16 protein-coding genes and 2 pseudogenes are annotated in these 17,376 nt (G+C 67.3%); 6 read left to right on the forward strand and 12 right to left on the reverse strand.

Features of this window, described 5'->3' with window-relative positions; genetic code table 11:
* The first annotated feature begins 24 nt into the window (after nt 1-24).
* The 3 genes from APM_RS18220 to APM_RS18230 are packed head-to-tail and all read left to right on the forward strand — an operon-like array spanning nt 25 to nt 5,435.
* Nucleotides 25-1,398: a TolC family protein gene (locus tag APM_RS18220; RefSeq protein WP_039889233.1), complete on the forward strand. Its 1,374-nt coding sequence runs from the start codon at nt 25-27 to the stop codon at nt 1,396-1,398.
* Nucleotides 1,398-2,324, forward strand: coding sequence for a hypothetical protein (locus APM_RS18225; protein ID WP_007424869.1), 927 nt, complete (start codon nt 1,398-1,400; stop codon nt 2,322-2,324). The genes APM_RS18220 and APM_RS18225 overlap by 1 nt, the downstream gene beginning before the upstream one ends.
* Before the next feature lie 9 nt (nt 2,325-2,333).
* The gene (locus APM_RS18230) at nt 2,334-5,435 is read left to right on the forward strand and encodes an efflux RND transporter permease subunit (RefSeq protein ID WP_007424870.1); all 3,102 of its coding nucleotides are present in this window, start codon (nt 2,334-2,336) and stop codon (nt 5,433-5,435) included.
* A 77-nt stretch (nt 5,436-5,512) separates the two neighbouring features.
* Here APM_RS18230 and APM_RS18235 read toward each other — a convergent pair whose 3' ends face one another.
* On the reverse strand, nt 5,513-6,886 hold the full coding sequence (locus APM_RS18235) for a multicopper oxidase family protein (RefSeq protein WP_083818718.1): 1,374 nt from the start codon (nt 6,884-6,886) through the stop codon (nt 5,513-5,515).
* Between the two features lie 117 nt (nt 6,887-7,003).
* On the opposite strand from APM_RS18235, the pseudogene APM_RS18240 reads away from it, so the two are divergent.
* Nucleotides 7,004-8,274, forward strand: a pseudogene (locus APM_RS18240) (IS256 family transposase).
* 406 nt (nt 8,275-8,680) lie between these two features.
* Here APM_RS18240 and APM_RS18245 read toward each other — a convergent pair.
* Nucleotides 8,681-9,346, reverse strand: coding sequence for a metalloregulator ArsR/SmtB family transcription factor (locus APM_RS18245; protein WP_007424874.1), 666 nt, complete (start codon nt 9,344-9,346; stop codon nt 8,681-8,683).
* An 85-nt stretch (nt 9,347-9,431) separates the two neighbouring features.
* Between APM_RS18245 and APM_RS18250 the strand changes: the two genes are divergently transcribed.
* Together APM_RS18250 and APM_RS18255 are read left to right on the forward strand one after the other, a co-directional pair.
* Nucleotides 9,432-10,163 carry an MBL fold metallo-hydrolase gene (locus APM_RS18250; RefSeq protein ID WP_007424875.1) on the forward strand — a complete coding sequence of 244 codons (732 nt, stop codon included), beginning with the start codon at nt 9,432-9,434 and terminating at the stop codon, nt 10,161-10,163.
* A gap of 2 nt (nt 10,164-10,165) precedes the next feature.
* Complete coding sequence (locus APM_RS18255) at nt 10,166-11,410, forward strand: MFS transporter (RefSeq protein ID WP_039889235.1); 1,245 nt, start codon at nt 10,166-10,168, stop codon at nt 11,408-11,410.
* An 11-nt stretch (nt 11,411-11,421) separates the two neighbouring features.
* Here the strand turns inward: APM_RS18255 and APM_RS18260 are convergent, their stop codons facing one another.
* From APM_RS18260 to cbiT, 10 genes and pseudogenes are all read right to left on the reverse strand, one after another.
* Nucleotides 11,422-12,165: an HlyD family secretion protein gene (locus tag APM_RS18260; protein WP_007424877.1), complete on the reverse strand. Its 744-nt coding sequence runs from the start codon at nt 12,163-12,165 to the stop codon at nt 11,422-11,424.
* Between the two features lie 76 nt (nt 12,166-12,241).
* A pseudogene (locus tag APM_RS21830) lies at nt 12,242-12,417 on the reverse strand (transposase); the annotation flags it as partial.
* A 9-nt stretch (nt 12,418-12,426) separates the two neighbouring features.
* Complete coding sequence (gene tnpB / locus APM_RS22995) at nt 12,427-12,600, reverse strand: IS66 family insertion sequence element accessory protein TnpB (protein ID WP_007424878.1); 174 nt, start codon at nt 12,598-12,600, stop codon at nt 12,427-12,429.
* Nucleotides 12,597-12,722, reverse strand: a complete 126-nt coding sequence (locus tag APM_RS23000; RefSeq protein ID WP_256379520.1) for a hypothetical protein — start codon at nt 12,720-12,722, stop codon at nt 12,597-12,599. Before APM_RS23000 ends, tnpB begins: the two co-directional genes overlap by 4 nt.
* A gap of 111 nt (nt 12,723-12,833) precedes the next feature.
* Nucleotides 12,834-13,583 carry a precorrin-6A synthase (deacetylating) gene (gene cobF / locus APM_RS18280; RefSeq protein ID WP_007424879.1) on the reverse strand — a complete coding sequence of 250 codons (750 nt, stop codon included), beginning with the start codon at nt 13,581-13,583 and terminating at the stop codon, nt 12,834-12,836.
* Nucleotides 13,580-14,308 carry a uroporphyrinogen-III C-methyltransferase gene (gene cobA / locus APM_RS18285; RefSeq protein WP_007424880.1) on the reverse strand — a complete coding sequence of 243 codons (729 nt, stop codon included), beginning with the start codon at nt 14,306-14,308 and terminating at the stop codon, nt 13,580-13,582. The genes cobF and cobA overlap by 4 nt, the downstream gene beginning before the upstream one ends.
* On the reverse strand, nt 14,305-15,642 hold the full coding sequence (locus APM_RS18290; RefSeq protein ID WP_007424881.1) for a cobyrinate a,c-diamide synthase: 1,338 nt from the start codon (nt 15,640-15,642) through the stop codon (nt 14,305-14,307). The genes cobA and APM_RS18290 overlap by 4 nt, the downstream gene beginning before the upstream one ends.
* Nucleotides 15,639-16,424 (reverse strand): precorrin-4 C(11)-methyltransferase, encoded by a 786-nt coding sequence (cobM, locus tag APM_RS18295; RefSeq protein WP_039889236.1) that lies wholly within the window; start codon nt 16,422-16,424, stop codon nt 15,639-15,641. The genes APM_RS18290 and cobM overlap by 4 nt, the downstream gene beginning before the upstream one ends.
* Nucleotides 16,421-16,789: a cobalamin biosynthesis protein gene (locus APM_RS18300; RefSeq protein WP_007424883.1), complete on the reverse strand. Its 369-nt coding sequence runs from the start codon at nt 16,787-16,789 to the stop codon at nt 16,421-16,423. Before APM_RS18300 ends, cobM begins: the two co-directional genes overlap by 4 nt.
* Nucleotides 16,786-17,376 (reverse strand): precorrin-6Y C5,15-methyltransferase (decarboxylating) subunit CbiT (gene cbiT, locus APM_RS18305; protein WP_007424884.1); only part of this gene is annotated, 591 nt, incomplete at its 5' end. The genes cbiT and APM_RS18300, both read right to left, overlap by 4 nt.

Raw genomic sequence — 17,376 nt, forward strand, 5'->3', positions numbered from 1 at the left:
GCGAACTCATTTCCGCTTGAAGCCATGAAGAAAACGTCCCGACACCTCCGTTTCAGACCCAACCGCGTCGGTGCTCTTGCGCTTGCGACACTGCTTGCCGGCTGTGCGCGGTATCAGCCGGCGCCGTTGCATCCCGGTACTTCGGCCACGGCACTGCTCGGCCGCCGTCTCGACGAGCCGGCGCTTGGCCAATTCCTCGCGGCTATGGGCGTGCATCCGCGCGGACACTGGGGATTGCGGGCTCTGACGCTCGTTGCCGTCTATGAGCGGCCAGATCTGCGAATCAGCGTCGCCGCCTATGACGCCGCGAAGGCGGCAGTGACGACGGCCCAGCAGATCCCGAACCCCACGCTTTCCCTCGCGCCCAGCTTCAACGCGACTCAAGCCTTCCCGTCGCCAATCAAGATCGGGCCGGTCATCAGTTTTCTCGTCTCCAATCTCGGCGCTCGCGAAGCTGGCATCGCCGCCGCGCGGGATCGCCAGCAAGCCGCGCGAATACTCATCGCTGCCGCGGCATGGCGGGAACGCAGCAACGTCCGCAACGCGCTGCTCACACTCTGGCTCGATGAACGGATCGCCAGGATCAAGGCGCGCGTCGCCAGCTATGCCGCGACAGCGTCCCGCCTCGTAGCACAGCGCGTTACCTCTGGAATGCTTGCTGATACCGTGCTCGCCAGCACAACCGAGGCGGCGAACAAGACAAGCTTTGGCACCGCTGAAGCGCGGGTCCAGATCGGAATGGACCGGGCCCACTTGGCCGCTGCGATCGGAATGCCGGCGGCGGCGCTTCGAGGTAAGCACCTTTCATTCACCGCCTTTGAGCATCCGTTGCCGCCGGCCAATCTCGCCGCTCTTACGCGCACGGCGCTGGTAACCAGTCCATCAGTCGTCGCGGCCTACAAGAATTATCGCGCGGCCGACGCTTCTCTCCGCAAAGCGATCGACCAGCAGTTTCCAGGCTTTCGTATTGGCCCCGGGTATCACTACGATCAGGGCGCCAGCAAGTTCATACTCGCCCTCTCGCTGCCGCTGCCAATTCTCAACCAGAATCAGGGCCCGATCGCCGAGGCGCGTGCAAGGCGCCAGCTTGCGGCGGCCCTGTTCGATCGGGCGCAGGTGCGCGTTCTCCACGAGATCGACGCGGCCAAGGCCGCTCTGCAAGGCAGCGTGAGCGTTGCGCGCGCGGCACGGCTTCTTCTCGCAACCGCCCGCGAGCGCGAACGCCAGGCTATTGAAGCTTACCGCGCCGGTGCGACCGGCCAGCTGCGCATGGTCGAGGCCGAACAGCAGGCAACTTTGGTCCGCGAACAGGAGCTGACCACGGATGCTCAGCGATTACGCGCCCTCGCAGCCGTGGCCGACGCGCTCCATCACCCCATTTTCCGGGAGAGCCACTGATGAAGCGGCATCTGCAGGCCATCGCGGCAAGCCTGTCACTTGTTTGCGCCGCAGCTGTCGCGCATGCCGCGGCCCTGCGCAGCGTGACGATCAATGCGGCCACGATGAGCAGCGGCCTCATCAAGACGAGCGTCCTGCGCCTTGAGACTAAACATCCCAGCTCCGCGGCTTACGGCCTGGTGATCGATCCTTCCCCGATTATCACCTTGCGGCACCGGATCGTCTCGGCACACGCAAAGCTGACGCTGGACGATGCAAATCTCGCCCGCGCCCAGAAGCTTTATCGCTCTGGAGGTAACGTCTCCAAGGCCAGCCTGCAGCAGATCCAGGCTAAAACCGCCATTGCGCAAGCGCGTGTCGAGGAATTGCTGGCCCAGGCGAAAATGCGCTATGGCGCCGCCCTCGGAACGGCAATCGCCGATAATGGCCCCTCGTTCAGGACAATCAACGGCGGAGGTTCGCTTGTCTCGGTTGTGCAGGCAGGTGCCACACTTGTATCCCCGCCGGCCGCATCCGCCAGAGCGCCGGATGGATCTCGCGTCATGCTGCGCCCTGTCGGATCTGCCGGCCGGATCCCGAAAGGCTTGCTGGGGCAGACCTTTTTCTACACTGGCCCCACACTGCCCATCGGCGTAACGCTCGCCATCACGCTCCGTGCTCCAGGCGTTGTCACCGGCTACGCCGTGCCCGCGGCCGCGCTGATCTGGCACGACAATGGCCCCTTCGTCTTCGTCCGGATAGGCGCCAGCCATTTCGCGATGTACCGTGTGACCAGGGCCTACAAGCTGCGGCATTCGGGCACGATCTCGGGTTTCTTCGTGCCCGACGCAGACCTGCCTGCCCACCCGGCGATCGTGACGTCGGGCGTTGGATTGCTGAACTCGGCGCTGGCCGGCGGTGGCGCATCCGCCGCGAACAACGACTGAGACAATCACATGCTGTCTCCGATCGTCCGTGCCGCCCTGCGCTACCGCCTCGTCGTCGTGCTTCTGGTCGCGGGCTTCGCGGCCCTACAACTCGCCCGCCTGCCCACCGCCCGCTACGATGTCTTCCCCACATTCACTGCCCCAACAGTCGTGATCCAGACAGCGGCGCCTGGCTTCAGTGCGCTGCAGACCGAGCAGGTGGTCACCGATCGCCTCGAACGCACCCTCACCGGCCTGCCCGGGCTCGCGAAGATGCGCTCGTCCTCGGAATCGGGCCTGTCTGTCATCCATCTCGTCTTTCACGGCGGCACCGATCCCTATCAAGACAGGCAGCGCGTCGCCGGGCGTCTGAGCGAGCTTGGCGGGGTGCTCCCGGCCGGGATCCTGCCCCGCCTTGCGCCGATGCAGTCCTCCACTGGCACCGCCCTCGAAATTGGGCTCTACGCCCGGCGCGGCATGTCCCTCGAACGTCTGACCGCTATCGCCGAAGCCGGACTACGGCCCGCCCTGCAAGCGGTGCCCGGCGTTGCGAATGTCGTGATCTTCGGCGCACGCCCGCCACAGCTGGATGTCGAGGTCCAGCCCCGATCGCTCATCGCCACCGGCTTCACCATGCAGGATGTGGCGCGTGCCGCAAGGCACGGCAGCGCCGTGCTCGGCGCCGGCTTCATCGACAACGGCAACCAGCGGTTGGTGCTCGCCCCTCACGGTCAGGCACGCACTGCTGCCGTCCTCGCGAAGACCTGGCTCGGCACAAGCGACGGCGCGCCAATCAGCCTCGGCGATGTGGCAAGCGTCCGGTTATCGGCGCCGCCCCGCTACGGCGCGGCGCTGATCCACGGTCACCCCGGCCTGCTGATGATCGTCTCCTCGCTCTATGGCGCGAACACGCTTGCGGTGGCCGACCAGGCAGCCCGAACGGTCGCGCGGCTGACGCCGGGCCTTGAGGCGCAAGGGATCGAGATTGATCCCAGAGCCTTCACGCCGGCTACGTTCATTCATGTCGCACTGGCCGATCTCGGCCATGTGCTGCTGATCGGCGCGGCGCTCATCCTGCTTGTCCTGCTCATCGCGCTGCGCGACTGGCGGGCCTCAGTCATCTCTTTTGTGGCTATCCCGGTCTCGCTGCTTGCCGCCACTGCGATCATCACGGCCCTCGGGATCACGCTGAACACGATGGCGCTCGCGGGGCTTGCGATCGCACTCGGCGAACTCGTCGATGATGCGGTCGTCGATGTCGAAAACATCACCCGCCGCCTGCGCGAGAACCGCATCGCCGGCAGCCCGGAACCACCGCTCCGCGTCATCTTCAGGGCATCGTTGGAAGTGCGCAGTGCTATCATTTTCGCCAGCGCCGCCGTCGCCATCGCCTTCACCCCGGTGATCGCACTCGGCGGTGTCGCAGGCCGGCTCTTCGCCCCCCTCGGGATTGCCTACATTGCTGCGATCGGCGCGTCACTCGTCGTCGCGCTGGTCCTTACTCCGGCCCTCGCCGCGCTGCTCCTGGTTCGGCCCACCGCGGCGGCGGACCACACGCCGCCGATCGCACTGCTGCGCCCGGCTTATCGCCGCGCTCTCGGCAGGCTGGAACATCACGGACGTGCCTTCATCGCCGCCGCGCTCGCCCTGATCCTGCTGGCCGGTATCAGTGTCCCGCTGCTGCAAATTCGATTCCTGCCGCGCTTTCGAGAAAACGACGTCATCGTCCATTATCTCGCCGCACCTGGCACGTCGATCGACGCGATGCTCGCCATTGGCAGGCTCGCGATCCACACGCTCGAGAACCTCCCCTCGGTCGGGGATGTCGTGATGCATATCGGCCGCGCTTCGATGAGCAACGGCCATGCCGGGGTGAACAAGGCCGAGATCGACATCACGCTCAGCGAGACCGGCAACCGCCACGTCGAACGATCGACGCGGCAGATCCTGGCGTCGGTCGACCATATCGACGGCCTGTCCTGGTGGTCGCGCACATTTCTTAGCGAGCGTGTCGATGAAAGCCTTTCCGGCGTCACCGCCCCGGTATCCGTTTCGGTATTTGGCCCCTCCCTCGATGCGATCGACATCGCAGCGGCGCGGATCGTGGCGGCGTCACACGGGGTGCCTGGCGTGCGCGCAGCAAGCATGGCGGCAGTCCAGCAGGTGCCCGCCCTCGCGATCGACCTGAACCGCGCGGCGATGCTGCGATACGGCATTACCCCCGGCGCGGCGCTCGAGGCGATGAAGATCGCTTATTCAGGCGCCACCGTCGGCCATGTCTATCGCGGTACTCTCGTTGAGCCGATCGTTGTCACGCTGCCCGCAGAACTCCGCCATCAACCGGCTGCAATCGGCGACCTCCCGGTCGCGGCGGCAGGCGGCATGATCGTGCCCCTCGACCGTATCGCGACAATTCGCCAGACACGGGTTCCGGCGCAGATCCTGCATAACGACGGCCGCCGCGTTCAGGTCGTCACCGTCCAGGTCGCGCATGGCCATGCTGTCCCGGTGATCCGCAGCCTGCGCCAGCGGCTTGCCAGGCTTCGGCTGGGCACGGGGGTTTACGTCCGCTACGGCGGCACGGCAGTCGCCGGCGGTACCGCGCGGCGCGAGCTTGCCATCCACGCCGCCATCGCGCTTGCCGGCATCCTGATCCTGATCGCGCTCGCCCTGCGCGAGGCGCGGGCCGTTGTGCTCATGATGGCGATTATGCCGGTTGCCTTCTCCGGTGGCATCACGGCGACCTGGGCCTTCCTTGGTGGCCATCTCGAACTTGGCGCCATGGTCGGTCTAGCAACGCTGTTCGGCCTCACGTTGCGCAACGGCCTGCTGCTCCTGATCCACATGCGCCGACTCATGGAGGGCAGCGGCAAACCATGGTCAGCAGATGTCGCGCGACAGGCCGCGGCCGACCGGCTTCCGGCGATCCTGATCACCGCCTGTGTGACCGCCCTCGGCCTGCTTCCGCTCGCACTCGCTACCGGCTCCCCCGGCGACGCCATTGAGGGGCCGATGGCCATCGTCATCCTCGGCGGCCTCGCAACCGCAACGATCCTGACGCTGTTCGTCCTTCCGATCCTTGCGCCGCGCGTTCTTCGTCTCGCCGCCCCGAAGCCCGACGGCCTCGGTTGACAAGACCTCACCGCGAAGGTGGGAGCCGAACAACCTCGCTCCCCTTATCGTGGACATGAGCCGCGACCTGCGCTGGCCTAGACCTCGATACCGTCGTAGCGGACCTCCGTCATCATGCCCGTCATCATGTGATAGAGGTTGTGGCAATGCAGCGCCCAGCGCCCGGGGTTGTCGGCGTCGAAGGCGATCCGCACACTGCCCATCATCGGCGTCACCAGCACGGTGTCCCGCACCGCACCATTCAACGGCCGACCGTTCACCGCGACGACCTGGAACGCATGGCCATGCAGGTGCATCGGGTGAGCCATCATCGAATGGTTTACCATCTCGATTTCCACGCGCTGGCCCTTCCGGAGCATCAGCGGCGTGATGTTCGGCCAGAACTCCCCATTCAGTGACCACGAATAGGGCTTCATGCCGCCCCCGAGGACAATTCGGTGCACGAGGTCGGGCTTGCGGGCGGCCAGCGGCGCGCGGGCGACCAGCCTGGTTTCCAGCGAATTGTCGACCGGCAGCATCTGGTCGAGCCCGGTGTCCTGGATCCGTACTACCCGCGAGCCCGGCGTTGCCAGCACGACACCGGTCCGCCGGCGCGACCCCTCCAGCCGCGCGAGAACGGGGAACGCTCCGGCCCCCGGCAGATCGACCACGATGTCCAGCCGCTGCGCAATAGCCAGCGGAAAGCGGCGTCCGACAACCGGCACCACCGGATGCCCGTCGACCGCAACCACCCGGCCGGTCAACGCGCCGAGATCGATCCAGAACTGGCTCGACGATGCCGCGTTAATGATCCTGAGCCGCACACGTCCCGACCGCTCAACCTGAATGGTTTCAGGGTCGTGCAGGGTACGGTCATTTGCCAGGAACGCGTCGTAGTTGATGTCGTTCAGGTCCATCGACATCCCACTCATCGACATGCCGCTCATCGACATGCCGCTCATCGACATCCCCATCCCCTTGCCGGCGGCCGTATGGGCCATTCCCTGCATCGGTCCCATGCGATTGCCGACAGTCATCGGGGCCGGCGCAGCATTCTCCGTCGAGCGGGCCATCGCGTGAATCGCCGAGGGCGTCTGCCCGGTCAGGCCGGCTAGCAGCGCGTCGGGCGCGGTGAAGCTGAAATCATGCAGCATCACCACCACCTCCTGCCGGCCCTCGGCCAGAACGGCAGCATCCTGGACGATCAGCGGGGCCGTCATGAGACTCTGCTCCTGCAAACCCTGGTGCGAATGCATCCAGTAGGTCCCGGGGATCGGCACGTAATCGTAAGCGCGCGTCGCCGCCGGCGCGAGTGGCGGGGTCTGCGGCCATGGAAAGCCGTCCTGTGTCCAGGGCGGCAACTGGCCGTGCCAGTGAATTATGGTGTGATCGGCGGTCCGGTTCAAAAGTTTGACCCGAAACTGCTCGCCCGGCGCCAAGGTAAGCCCGGGGCGGCCGGCCTGATCGGTCAGACGGAAGACCCGCGCCGCGCGGGGCTATGGCTGAAAATAGGTGATGAGGTTTGAGAAGGCGGCGTATCGTGGCGGGTGTCCAAGCCTGCCAGAACCTCCCTGAGGAGCGATACGCCTATGAACGAGAATAGCACGATCACCTCCTTTCATCAGCCTGGTTCGATCATGGACCCGTTGACGGACATTGCCCGTGAGGGCGCGCGGCAGATGCTGATGGCAGCCCTGAAGGCCGAGGCGGCAAGTTTCGTCGCCCAGTTCAGCGAGGAACTCTTGCCCGACGGCCGGCAGCGTGTTGTCCGGCACGGCGCCGGACCGGAACGGGCGGTGCAGACCGGGATCGGACCGGTCCCGGTGCAGCGGCCGAAGGTGCGTGACCGCGCGCCGGGCGTGTCGGCGGAGACGAGGATCCGCTTCACCTCGGCGATCCTGCCGCGCTGGGCACGCCGCTCGAAAAGCCTCGATGCCCTTTGCCCGTGCTGTATCTGCGCGGCGTCTCCACCGGCGATTTCCAGGAGGCGCTGACGGCGTTGCTCGGGGCGGACGCGCCGAACCTGTCGCCGGCGGTGATTTCCCGCCTCACGGCAGGCTGGCAGGAGGAGTATGATCGTTGGCAGCGCCGCGATCTCTCGGCGCGCCGCTATGTCTATGTCTGGGCCGACGGCGTCTACCTGCAGGCCAGGATGGAGCCGCAGGCCGAGTGCATGCTGGTGATCATCGGGGCGACACCGGAAGGCCGGAAGGAGCTTCTGGGCTTTCAGGTCGGCTTCCGCGAGAGCGCGCAGAGCTGGCGCGAACTGCTGGTCGATCTCAAGGCCCGAGGGCTTGCCGTGCCGCCCGAACTGGCCGTCGGCGACGGCGCCCTTGGGTTCTGGAAGGCGCTGGACGAGGTGTTCCCCGGCACCCGCCATCAGCGCTGCTGGTTCCACAAGATCGCCAACGTGCTCAACCACTTTCCGAAATCCATGCAGCCAGCGGTGGCAGCCGACCTGCGCGAAATCTCGCACGCTGAAACCCGCGCCGCCGCCCTGGCGGCGATCGACACCTTCAAGGCGAAATATGCCGCCAAGTATCAGCGCGGTGTCGCCTGTCTGACCAAGGACACCGAGGTTCTGCTGGCCTTCTATGACTACCCGGCCGAACATTGGGAGCATCTGCGTACCTCGAACCCGATCGAGAGCGTCTTCGCCACCGTTCGTCACCGCACGGTGCGGACCAAAGGCGCGTTATCGCAGAAGACCGCCAAGCTAATGGTCTTCACTTTGATTCGGGCCGCTTCGAAGAAATGGCGCAAGCTCAACGGCACCAGCCAGTTGCCACGCGTCATCGAAGGCGTCAGATTCAACGACGGCGTCGCACAATCCGACGCCACCCAGAGCCGCGCCGCCTGATCACGCCGCGTCACCCAAATTCCGCCATAGCTCCGCCGCGCGCCCGTTCACCTCGAGGCTACGCGTTCCGGCAACGAGGCGCTGCCCAGCCCGAGCAGCCGTTGCGGCCCGGGCAACAGCCATGTCGGCAGCACTCAGGGTCAGACTTGCGGCCATAAGTCCCCGACGGGTTATCATTGGCATTTTTGCATCCTTTTCTCGTTGCGGCAGTGACAGGCCGAAACAGCTCGTGGCGGGCCGGAGCAAAGACGGTGGTTGGGAAGACGTCGTCGCGATGCGCCGGCAATCCCCGGATTTTCGGGTCGGACATGATGGCGGTGAGGCGCCCTTTGTGAACGCCGGATCCTAACGCCACGCGATCGGGCGGCCTTGACGCTCCAGCGATGCGGGTGAGCGCTCTCTACGTTCAGCACTCGATGGGACAACCTGCCGCCTTCCACTCGGGATACCCATCTTCCAGTCGTATCGCCTCAATCCCACAGGCGCGAAGCTTCGCCACCGCCTCGAACGAAAGAACGCAGTAAGGCCCCCGGCAATAGGCAACAACCGGCGACCGGGCGACAAGACTGTCCAGCATCGCGTCAAGCTGATCGAGCGGAATATTGAGCGCCCCCGGCAGATGCCCGTGAGCAAATTCCTCCGTTGGACGGACATCGAGGAGTGTCACGCTGCCGTCCCGGAGGCGTTCAAGCAGGGTCAAGCGCGATACGGGCTCGAGAGAATCCCGCGCCCGGAAATACGCCTGCATCACCTGGTCGATTTCCGCGATGTTCCGCTCGCCCACTCGCCCCAGGCTGGCCAGCAACGTGACCACCTCGGTCTCGGAGACCAGGCTGTAGAACACGTTCTTGCCCTCCCTCCGCGGCGCCGCAAGGCGGGCACGGCGCAAGACCTGCAGGTGGCGGGACGTGTTCGAGAGCGACAGGCCGATCCGTTCGGCAAGATCCTCCACGCTACGCTCGCCCTGGGCGATCAGTTCGAGAATTTCGATCCTGTGCGGATGTGCAAGTGCCGCGGCGATCTCGGCGAGATGGCTGAAAATCTGTTGCTTTGGACCACTGCTTGACTTCATCACCGACTCATTCAATCAATATCGAGAATGATAATGTGACAGCGCGCTGGCGACAAGATCGCCGCGTCAGCCGGGAGCCAAACCCATGATCCTCCGACAGTTCCTGCACACCGACCCCACGGCGGCCTCCTATCTGCTCGGCTGCGTCGGCAAGGGCGCCGGCGTGGTTGTCGACCCGCTGTTTCCGATCGAACCTTATCTGCACGCCGCATCGGCCTCGGCGACGCCGATCCGCCTTGTGATCGACACGCATCTGCATGCCGATCATCGCTCCGCCGGCCGCGCGCTGGCCGAAGCGGCCGGTGCCGAATACGCCATCCACGAATCAGCCGAGGTGGGCTATGCTTGCCGCCGTCTTGTAGACGGCGAACGGCTCGAACTCGGCAATGTCGTGCTCGAGGTGTTGCACACGCCCGGCCACACGCCGGAGCATCTCTGCCTCACGGTGACCGACCGCACCCGCGCGGATGAGCCATGGAGCGTGCTCGGCGGCCACACGCTCATGGTGGGCGATGTCGGCCGGACCGAGCTTGCGACCGACGCCGCGCGCGGCGCGCGCGACCTGTTCACCAGTCTCGTCAGGCTCAAGGCGTTACCCGACCATATCGAGGTGCTGCCCGGTGCTCTGGCCGGCTCGGTCTGCGGCCGCGGTCTCTCCGGCAAGCCGGTATCCACCATCGGTTTCGAACGGCGACACAACCCCGCCTTTCGCATCGGCGATGCCGACCGCTTCGTCGCCTTCATGCTCGAGAACATTCCGCCCGCGCCCGAGGGGGCGGCCGAACTGCGCGCCTGGAATGCGGGCTTCACCGCGTGACCATGGTGGCAAACGCCTCGGATCATATCCGCGGCATCACGGCCAATCGCGGCCAGTTTACCCTGCAGGCGCTGCAGGTCTTCTTCGTCGGTCTTGTCATCGGTATGGAGCGAGCAGTCCTGCCGACCCTCGCGCACGAGTTCGGCGTCGCTCCCGGTGCCTTTCTTTTTCTCGCGAGCTTCGTTCTCTCCTTCGGCCTGGTGAAGGGCGCGCTCAACCTTGTCGCCGGCGGGCTTGCCGACCGGTTCGGCCGCAAACCTGTCCTCATCGCTGGCTGGATCGCCGCCATTCCCATCCCGCTGCTGATCTGGGCGGCACCCAACTGGTGGTGGATCGTGATCGCGAACGTGTTTCTCGGTATCAGCCAGGGCTTCACCTGGACGATGACGGTGACCAGCCAGATTGACCTCGCTGGCAGCCACCAGCGTGGGCTTGCCGTCGGCATCAACGAAGCCACGGGGTATGTGGCCGTCGGCCTCGCCGGTGCTTGTGCTGCCTTGCTGGCCGAGGCGGTCGGCGCGCGTGATGCCCTGCTGATTTTCGGCATGGCCACGATTGGTCTGGCCTTCGCCACGATCACCCGTGTGCGCGACACGCTTGCCTGGGTGAAGGCCGAACATGCCGAGGCCGGTGCCGGTGCCTCGCAGGATCATACGCTCACGCTGCGCGCGATCTTCGTCCGCATCTCTTTCCGCGATCGGGTCGGGCGGGCGATCTGTCAGGGCGGCATCGTCAACAAGATCGCCGACACACTGGTCTGGGTGATGTTCCCGCTGTTCTTCAAGGCACATGGTGCAAGGCTGGTCGAAATCGGCTGGCTGACCGGCACCTACGCCATGGTCTGGGGCGTCTCGCAGCTCTGGACTGGCCATCTGGGTGACCGGGTCGGCCGCCGCGCCCCAGTGATCGCCGGGTTTTTTCTCCTCGCCGCCGGCATCGCGATCACGGCGGCCGGGCGCGATGCGTCGCTATGGCTGCCGGGGGCGATCGTCATGGGCGTTGGCATGGCGCTGCTCTACCCGAACCTCATCGCTGCGATGTCGGACCAGGCAGCGCCGTTGATCCGCGGCAAGGCCCTCGGCACTTACCGCTACTGGCGCGACACCGGCTACGCGCTCGGCGCCGTCGCGCTCGGCCTCATCGCGCAGTTCGCCCACGCAACCCTGCCGGCGTTGTGGATCACGGCGGCCCTCGTGGCCGGCTCGGGCCTTTGGCTCGCGCGGGATATGCCGCGCGCCGCAGAATAGCGCCGCCTCGCTCAGCGCTCACGCGCCGCCGGGGCGACGACACGCACCGTCGCGGTCATGCCGGCGGCGAGGAGCATGCTCGGCGGCACATGGTCGAGCGTCACATAAACCGGAATCCGCTGAGACAGCCGCACCCATGAATACACCGGATCGACGCGCGGCAGGCCGCTGCGTGCATCCTGCATGTTGGCATCTGCAACCCCGCGTCCGATCCCCTGCACATGGCCATCCAGCACCCGGCCGGGGTCGGACATCAGCTCGATCCGGGCCGGCGCGCCCGGCCTGATCTGGTCGAGCTCGGTCTCCTCGAAATACGCGGTCACCCAGAGTTCGCCAGTATCGACCATCGTGATCGCGCCGCTGCCGGCATGGGCATAATCGCCTGCATGGGCGGTGAGATTGGTGATCGTGCCGCTCACCGGCGCGCGGACCACCGTGCGCGCGAGATCGAGCGCAGCCTGCGCAACCCCCGCCTCGTCCGCCTGCACGCGTGCGGCGGCGGCCCGTGCGGCGGCGGCATTGCCCCGCGTCTCCGCCGAAACCGCGATCGAGGGCAGTCGCGCGCGCCGCGCCGCATCCGCCGCCATCATCCCCGCGATCGCCCGATCGGCGGCGAGTGTTGCCCTCGCCACAGCGAGACGATTGGCGAAATCCGCAGGATCGATCCTGAACAGGACCTGCCCCTTGCGCACGCGTTCATTGTCATGAACCGCAACCGCGACGATCCGGCCCGAAATCTCCGGCGCCACCGTCACGGCGAAGGCGCGGACTCGCGCATCCCGCGTCCGGGGCGTGGCGTCGTAGCGATGTCAGGTGGCAAAGCCGAGCCAGAACCGGCGGTCGAGCTCCACCATCGCAAAATAAGGCGATGCCTTACGCAGGATCTCATTCGCCTGGCGTAGCTCCCGGACCTCTCGTTCCAGAGACTTGATCCGCTTCTGGTCAGCACTCGTCGGACCGGGCCGTAGCCCCTGATCGCGCTCCGCCCGGCGAACCCACCCCCTCAGCGCCATGGATCAAGTTCTTGCGCAAATAACGGCACGCCGGCCACGGAATGCATAGACCGCACCATCAAACGGGTTCCCGCCAAAGACCTGCTGGACCATCATCGCCAGCCCGTCCAGCCCCTTCCTCGTGTCCGTCCGGCCGCAGGCAAGATAGACCCGGACACCCGCACCCGGCGCGATCATGCGCCCCTCAGCACCGCCAGCACCCGGCTCAATGCCGCCTGGCTCACCCCGGCGCCGAAACGCAATACCACCCCGTCCGGCAGCGCGATCTCGATTGTCTCCATCGCCGTCGGCGCCGCCAAGCCCAACGCCGGCGCAGTCCCGCTTACCACCGCCCGCGCAAAGCCCGGCACCAACGGCGCCGCTTCAGCCAGATCCCCCTCGCCTGAGCCGCGATTGTCCCGCGCGCGGGCTCAACTGCCCGTGCGGCGGAGCAGGTAGATATCCATGATCCAGCCATGCTGCGCCCGCGCCTCGGCACGGCGGGCAAGGATGCGGGGGCCGGTCTCTGCAAGGAGGCCGGCCTCGGTGAGCTCTTCTGCCATACCGACATAGGCGCCCCACCAGATCGAGAGGCCTTCCGGAGCAAGGTCCTGGAACGCGCAATCGCCGTCGAGCATGACAAGGATTGTGTCGACGCCCTCTGGCCAGCCACCGTCACGCAGCCGCCGGCCGGTGGTGACAGTGAAGGGAGTACCGATCTCGCTCAGCGGGATAACATGGGCCGCGGCGAGCGCCTGGATCGAGGTTATGCCGGGGATCACCTCCGTCCGCAGCCCAAGCCGAGCGGCAATGCGCAAGGTGCTGTCGTAAAGCGAAGGATCACCCCAGACGAGCAGCGCCACCCTTCCATCGCCGCCCGGCAGCTCCTTGGTGATGGCCGCTCGCCAGGCCTTGGCAATGGCGTCGTGCCAATCATCCACCCGTCTGCGGTAGTCGGGAGTAGCGGGGTCGCGCACCGGCTGGTTGAACTCCACCATACGGGTCGCGGGATTGGTGATGAACTCGGCGCAGATCGTGCGGCGCAGTTCGGCGAGGTCGGCCTTGCTCTCCCCCTTGCAGGGAATCAGGACGACATCGGCCGCGTTGAGCGCGCGGATCGCCTGAAGTGTCAGATGCTCCGGGTTGCCGGTGCCGATCCCGATCAGCGAAAGAGCGATCATGCCTCCGCCGCCTCTGCAAGCGGCCCATAGAGGATCAGCGCCGGCGCCGTTCCCGGATCGCCCGACAGCCGTTCGGCCAGTTCCGCAACGGTGGTGCGGACCAGCTGCTGCTCGGCCCGGCCCACGGCCTCGGCCAGAAGGGCGGGGGTGCCAGGCGGCAATCCTGCGCCGGTGAGCATGGTGAGGAACGCCGGGAAGGTGCGCTTGCCCATGAAGACCACCGTGGTGGCCATCGGATCAGCGAGCGCCGCGAGGTTCAGATCCTCTGCCAGCCCGCCGGTCACGTCATGTCCGGTGACGAATTGCACCCGCCGCGCTGTTATCCGCCGCGTCAGCGGTATTCCGGCGGCAGCGGCGGCGGCGCAGGCCGAGGGCACGCCGGGGATGATCTCGAACCCGATCCCAGCGTCGCGGAGCGCGGTGGTCTCCTCCTCCAGTCGCCCGAAGAGCCCAGCGTCGCCGGATTTCAGCCGCACGACCCTGGCGCCGGTCTTCGCATAATCGACCAGAAGCCGGCTTACTTGATCCTGCTTCGGCGAGGCGCGACCCGCCCGCTTGCCAACTCCGACCAGGTCCGCATCGGCCCGCGCATGGGCAAGGACGGGCCCGGAGGAGAGATCGTCGAAAAGGATTGCATCCGCAGCCGCGATACGCGCCGCGGCCTTCAGTGTCAGGAGCTCGGGATCGCCCGGTCCAGAGGAGACGAAAGAAACGAAACCGTTCATGACGTCCCCCCGATCAGGTGGAAGAAAGAGCCGGAGACATTGCCGCGCCGCGACCCGGTCTCTGCCACCGTCTGGCCCGCCGCATCGGCAACCGCCGCCATCGGCGCATCGGGCTGCTCGACAACCCCTGCGTAGTGGAACTCATGCCCGGCAATAACGGCACCCCCGGGCAGGCCAAGGCAGGGGCCGGCAAGCCGCGCCCGCCTGTAACCCAGATGCATCTGCCGCTTGGCGAAGCTGGTGACGAGGCCCAGAAGCCCCGCCATCTCGTGCCGCGTGCCCTCGGCATCAACCAGTCCCGCGCCGAGCGCCATGTAGCCCCCGCATTCGCCATGAACCGGCCGGGTCTCCGCGAAGGCTCGCAGCGCCGCCCGGAACCGCGCGGCGGCAGCAAGGCGGCCGGCGTGCAGTTCGGGGTATCCGCCCGGCAGCCAGCAGGCGTCGGCACCAGGGTCAGGCGCCTCATCGGCGAGCGGAGAGAACGGCAGGATCTCCGCCCCCTCAGCGCGCCAGTCGTCAAGGAGATGCGGATAGGTGAAGGAAAAAGCTGCGTCCCGGGCGAGCGCGATGCGCTGGCCGGGCGGCGGGAGGCGTGTTGCGACGGGCGCGGGCAGGACGCGCGCGGCGGCGGCGATATGGATCGCCTCCAAGTCGCAATGTTCGGTGACCAGCGCCGCCGCGGCCTCTATCAGCGCCTCGAGAGCCGGATGCTCGCCGGCCTGGACGAGGCCGAGATGCCGCTCCGGCATGGTTATTGTCGCGACGCGGGGCAGGGCGCCGAGGACGGGCAGCCCCGCCTCGGCCATGCCCGCGCGGATCAAGGCCTCGTGCCGCGGGCTTGCCACGCGGTTCAGGATCACGCCTGCGATCGGCAGATCCGGCCGGAACCGCGCGAGGCCGAGCGCCACGGCGGCTGCGGTCTGCGCCTGCCCCTTCGGGTCGATCACCATCAGCACCGGCCAGCCCGCCAGCGTCGCGATATCCGCGCTCGCCCCGGTCCCCGCCGCGCCCGGCTTCGCGACCCCGTCGAAAAGCCCCATGGAGCCCTCGGCAAGGATCAGATCCGCCCCCTTGGCGCGCCCAACCTCCGCCGCGATCCGCCCCGGCGGCATCGCCCAGCTGTCGAGGTTGACCGAAGCGCGCCCCGCTGCTGCGCTATGGAAGGCCGGATCGATGTAATCCGGACCGGATTTGAACGGCTGAACCGCCAGCCCCGCGTTGGCAAAGGCCCGTGCCAGCCCCAGCATCAACGTCGTCTTGCCACTGCCCGACGCTGGGGCCGAGATCATAAGCCCCGGCACCGGCCCTGCCACGGTGGCGCGCGCGCCACTCACTCCCGCCCCTCCGGGAAGCGCGGCTCGGGTCCGACGGGGCGGTAGCGGCGGTCGTAATCCCCGGCGTAGAGGCGGCTCTCCGCGAAGCCCTCGGCGGCGAGTGTGGGGCCAACGAGGATCAGCGCGGTGCGGTCGATCTCGGCGGCCATCTGCGCCTCGATGGTCGCAAGATTGCCTCGCAGCACCCGCTCGTCCGGCCAGGAAGCGCGCCAGACCACCGCAACAGGGCAATCTGCGCCGTAATGCGGGGTCAATTCCTCCACGACCTTCGAAAGGACGTGGATCGACAGGTGGATGGCCAGCGTTGCGCCGGTTACGGCGAAGGCCGCGAGCGTCTCGCCTCCCGGCATCGGCGTCGCCCTACCAGAAGTGCGGGTGAGCACCACAGACTGCGCCACGCCCGGCAGTGTGAGCTCCGTCGCCAGCGTCGCGGCGGCGGCTGCGAAGGCAGGCACGCCCGGGGTCACGTCGAAGGGAATCGCAAGCGCGCGCAGGCGGCGAAGCTGCTCCCCCATCGCCGACCAGACGGAGAGATCGCCGGAATGGAGGCGTGCCACGTCCTGCCCCGCCGCATGGGCGGCGGTGATCTCGTCTATGATCTCGTCGAGCGAGAGCGGCGCGGTGTTCACGATCCACGCGCCTTCAGGGCAATGCGCCAAGACCCCGGGCGGCACCAGCGATCCAGCATAGAGACAGACCGGAGAGGCCGCGATCAGGTCGCGGCCGCGGAGCGTCAAGAGGTCTGGAGCGCCGGGGCCGACGCCTATGAAATGAACAGTCATACTGTGGCCTCGGTAGTGGCGATGGCGGCGGTTGCGGTCCCGTCTGCGGAAGTCGCGCGGGGGCCGAGAAGGCGGGCGCCGGGGCCGGCGGCGGCGAGCGCCGCAGCCTCTGCCAGGCTTCCTGTGCCGTAGCGGGCGGCGACGCGGGGGGATCGCGTGAGCGTTTCGGTGTTCGCGAGCGTGGCAAGCGGCACCAGCGTCACCGCCAACCCCAGCTCGGCGGCCAGCACAAGAAGTGGCGGCGCCTCGGCCTTGTCGGCGGCGGTGGCAAGGCTGCTCAGCGCCCCGCCGCCCGCCGCAGCGATGGCCTCGGCCAGCGCTGCGGGCGTCGTCCCGTCCCGGAAGCCGAGCCCCGCTACCCTCATTTCACAACGCTCCATTGCACCACCGGCCGTGTCGCGCTCCACCCCCGCTTTCGGCCCAGGGGTTGCGCCTCGGCAAGCTCAATCCGCAGCAGGCTGCCACCCTTCGCGGCGGACCATTGGGCCAGCAGCGCTTCGGTTTCAAGCGTTACCCCGTTGGCGACAAGCCGTGCGCCTTCGGGCAGCCTCGGCCAGAGCGCCGCAAGCAACGTCTCCGTCGCTCCGCCACCGATGAAGACGGCATCGGGCGGCGCGAGCCCGTCCAGTCCTTCTGGCGCGCGCGCCTCGGTGACGCCAAGCCGCGCGCCCAGCCCGAAAGACTCGGCGTTGGCCCGGGCGCGAGCGGCGCGGGTTGGATCGGCCTCCAGCCCCGAGGCTCGTGTGCCCGGCGCGGAGAGCAGCCATTCGATGGAGATCGAGCCGGAGCCGAGGCCGATATCCCAGAGATGCTCGCCCGGCTTTGGCGCCAGCGCCGAGAGTGTAAGCGCGCGGACCGGGCGCTTGGTGATCTGGCCGTCATGGGCGAAAAGCGTGTCTGGCAGGCCCGACGCGCGGGGCAGGGCGGGACCGCCCGCCGCCTCCAGCGCCAC

This window comes from Acidiphilium sp. PM (assembly GCF_000219295.1).
Classification (GTDB): Bacteria; Pseudomonadota; Alphaproteobacteria; order Acetobacterales; family Acetobacteraceae; genus Acidiphilium; species Acidiphilium multivorum.

Excerpts from the sequence above, each read along its gene's own strand:
- APM_RS18220 (WP_039889233.1), top strand. The coding sequence starts at position 25 with ATGAAGAAAACGTCCCGACACCTCCGTTTCAGACCCAACCGCGTCGGT.
- APM_RS18225 (WP_007424869.1), top strand. The coding sequence starts at position 1,398 with ATGAAGCGGCATCTGCAGGCCATCGCGGCAAGCCTGTCACTTGTTTGC.
- APM_RS18230 (WP_007424870.1), top strand. The coding sequence starts at position 2,334 with ATGCTGTCTCCGATCGTCCGTGCCGCCCTGCGCTACCGCCTCGTCGTC.
- APM_RS18245 (WP_007424874.1), bottom strand. The coding sequence starts at position 9,346 with ATGAAGTCAAGCAGTGGTCCAAAGCAACAGATTTTCAGCCATCTCGCC.
- APM_RS18250 (WP_007424875.1), top strand. The coding sequence starts at position 9,432 with ATGATCCTCCGACAGTTCCTGCACACCGACCCCACGGCGGCCTCCTAT.
- APM_RS18255 (WP_039889235.1), top strand. The coding sequence starts at position 10,166 with ATGGTGGCAAACGCCTCGGATCATATCCGCGGCATCACGGCCAATCGC.
- tnpB (WP_007424878.1), bottom strand. The coding sequence starts at position 12,600 with ATGATCGCGCCGGGTGCGGGTGTCCGGGTCTATCTTGCCTGCGGCCGG.
- cobF (WP_007424879.1), bottom strand. The coding sequence starts at position 13,583 with ATGATCGCTCTTTCGCTGATCGGGATCGGCACCGGCAACCCGGAGCAT.
- cobA (WP_007424880.1), bottom strand. The coding sequence starts at position 14,308 with ATGAACGGTTTCGTTTCTTTCGTCTCCTCTGGACCGGGCGATCCCGAG.
- cobM (WP_039889236.1), bottom strand. The coding sequence starts at position 16,424 with ATGACTGTTCATTTCATAGGCGTCGGCCCCGGCGCTCCAGACCTCTTG.
- APM_RS18300 (WP_007424883.1), bottom strand. The coding sequence starts at position 16,789 with ATGAGGGTAGCGGGGCTCGGCTTCCGGGACGGGACGACGCCCGCAGCG.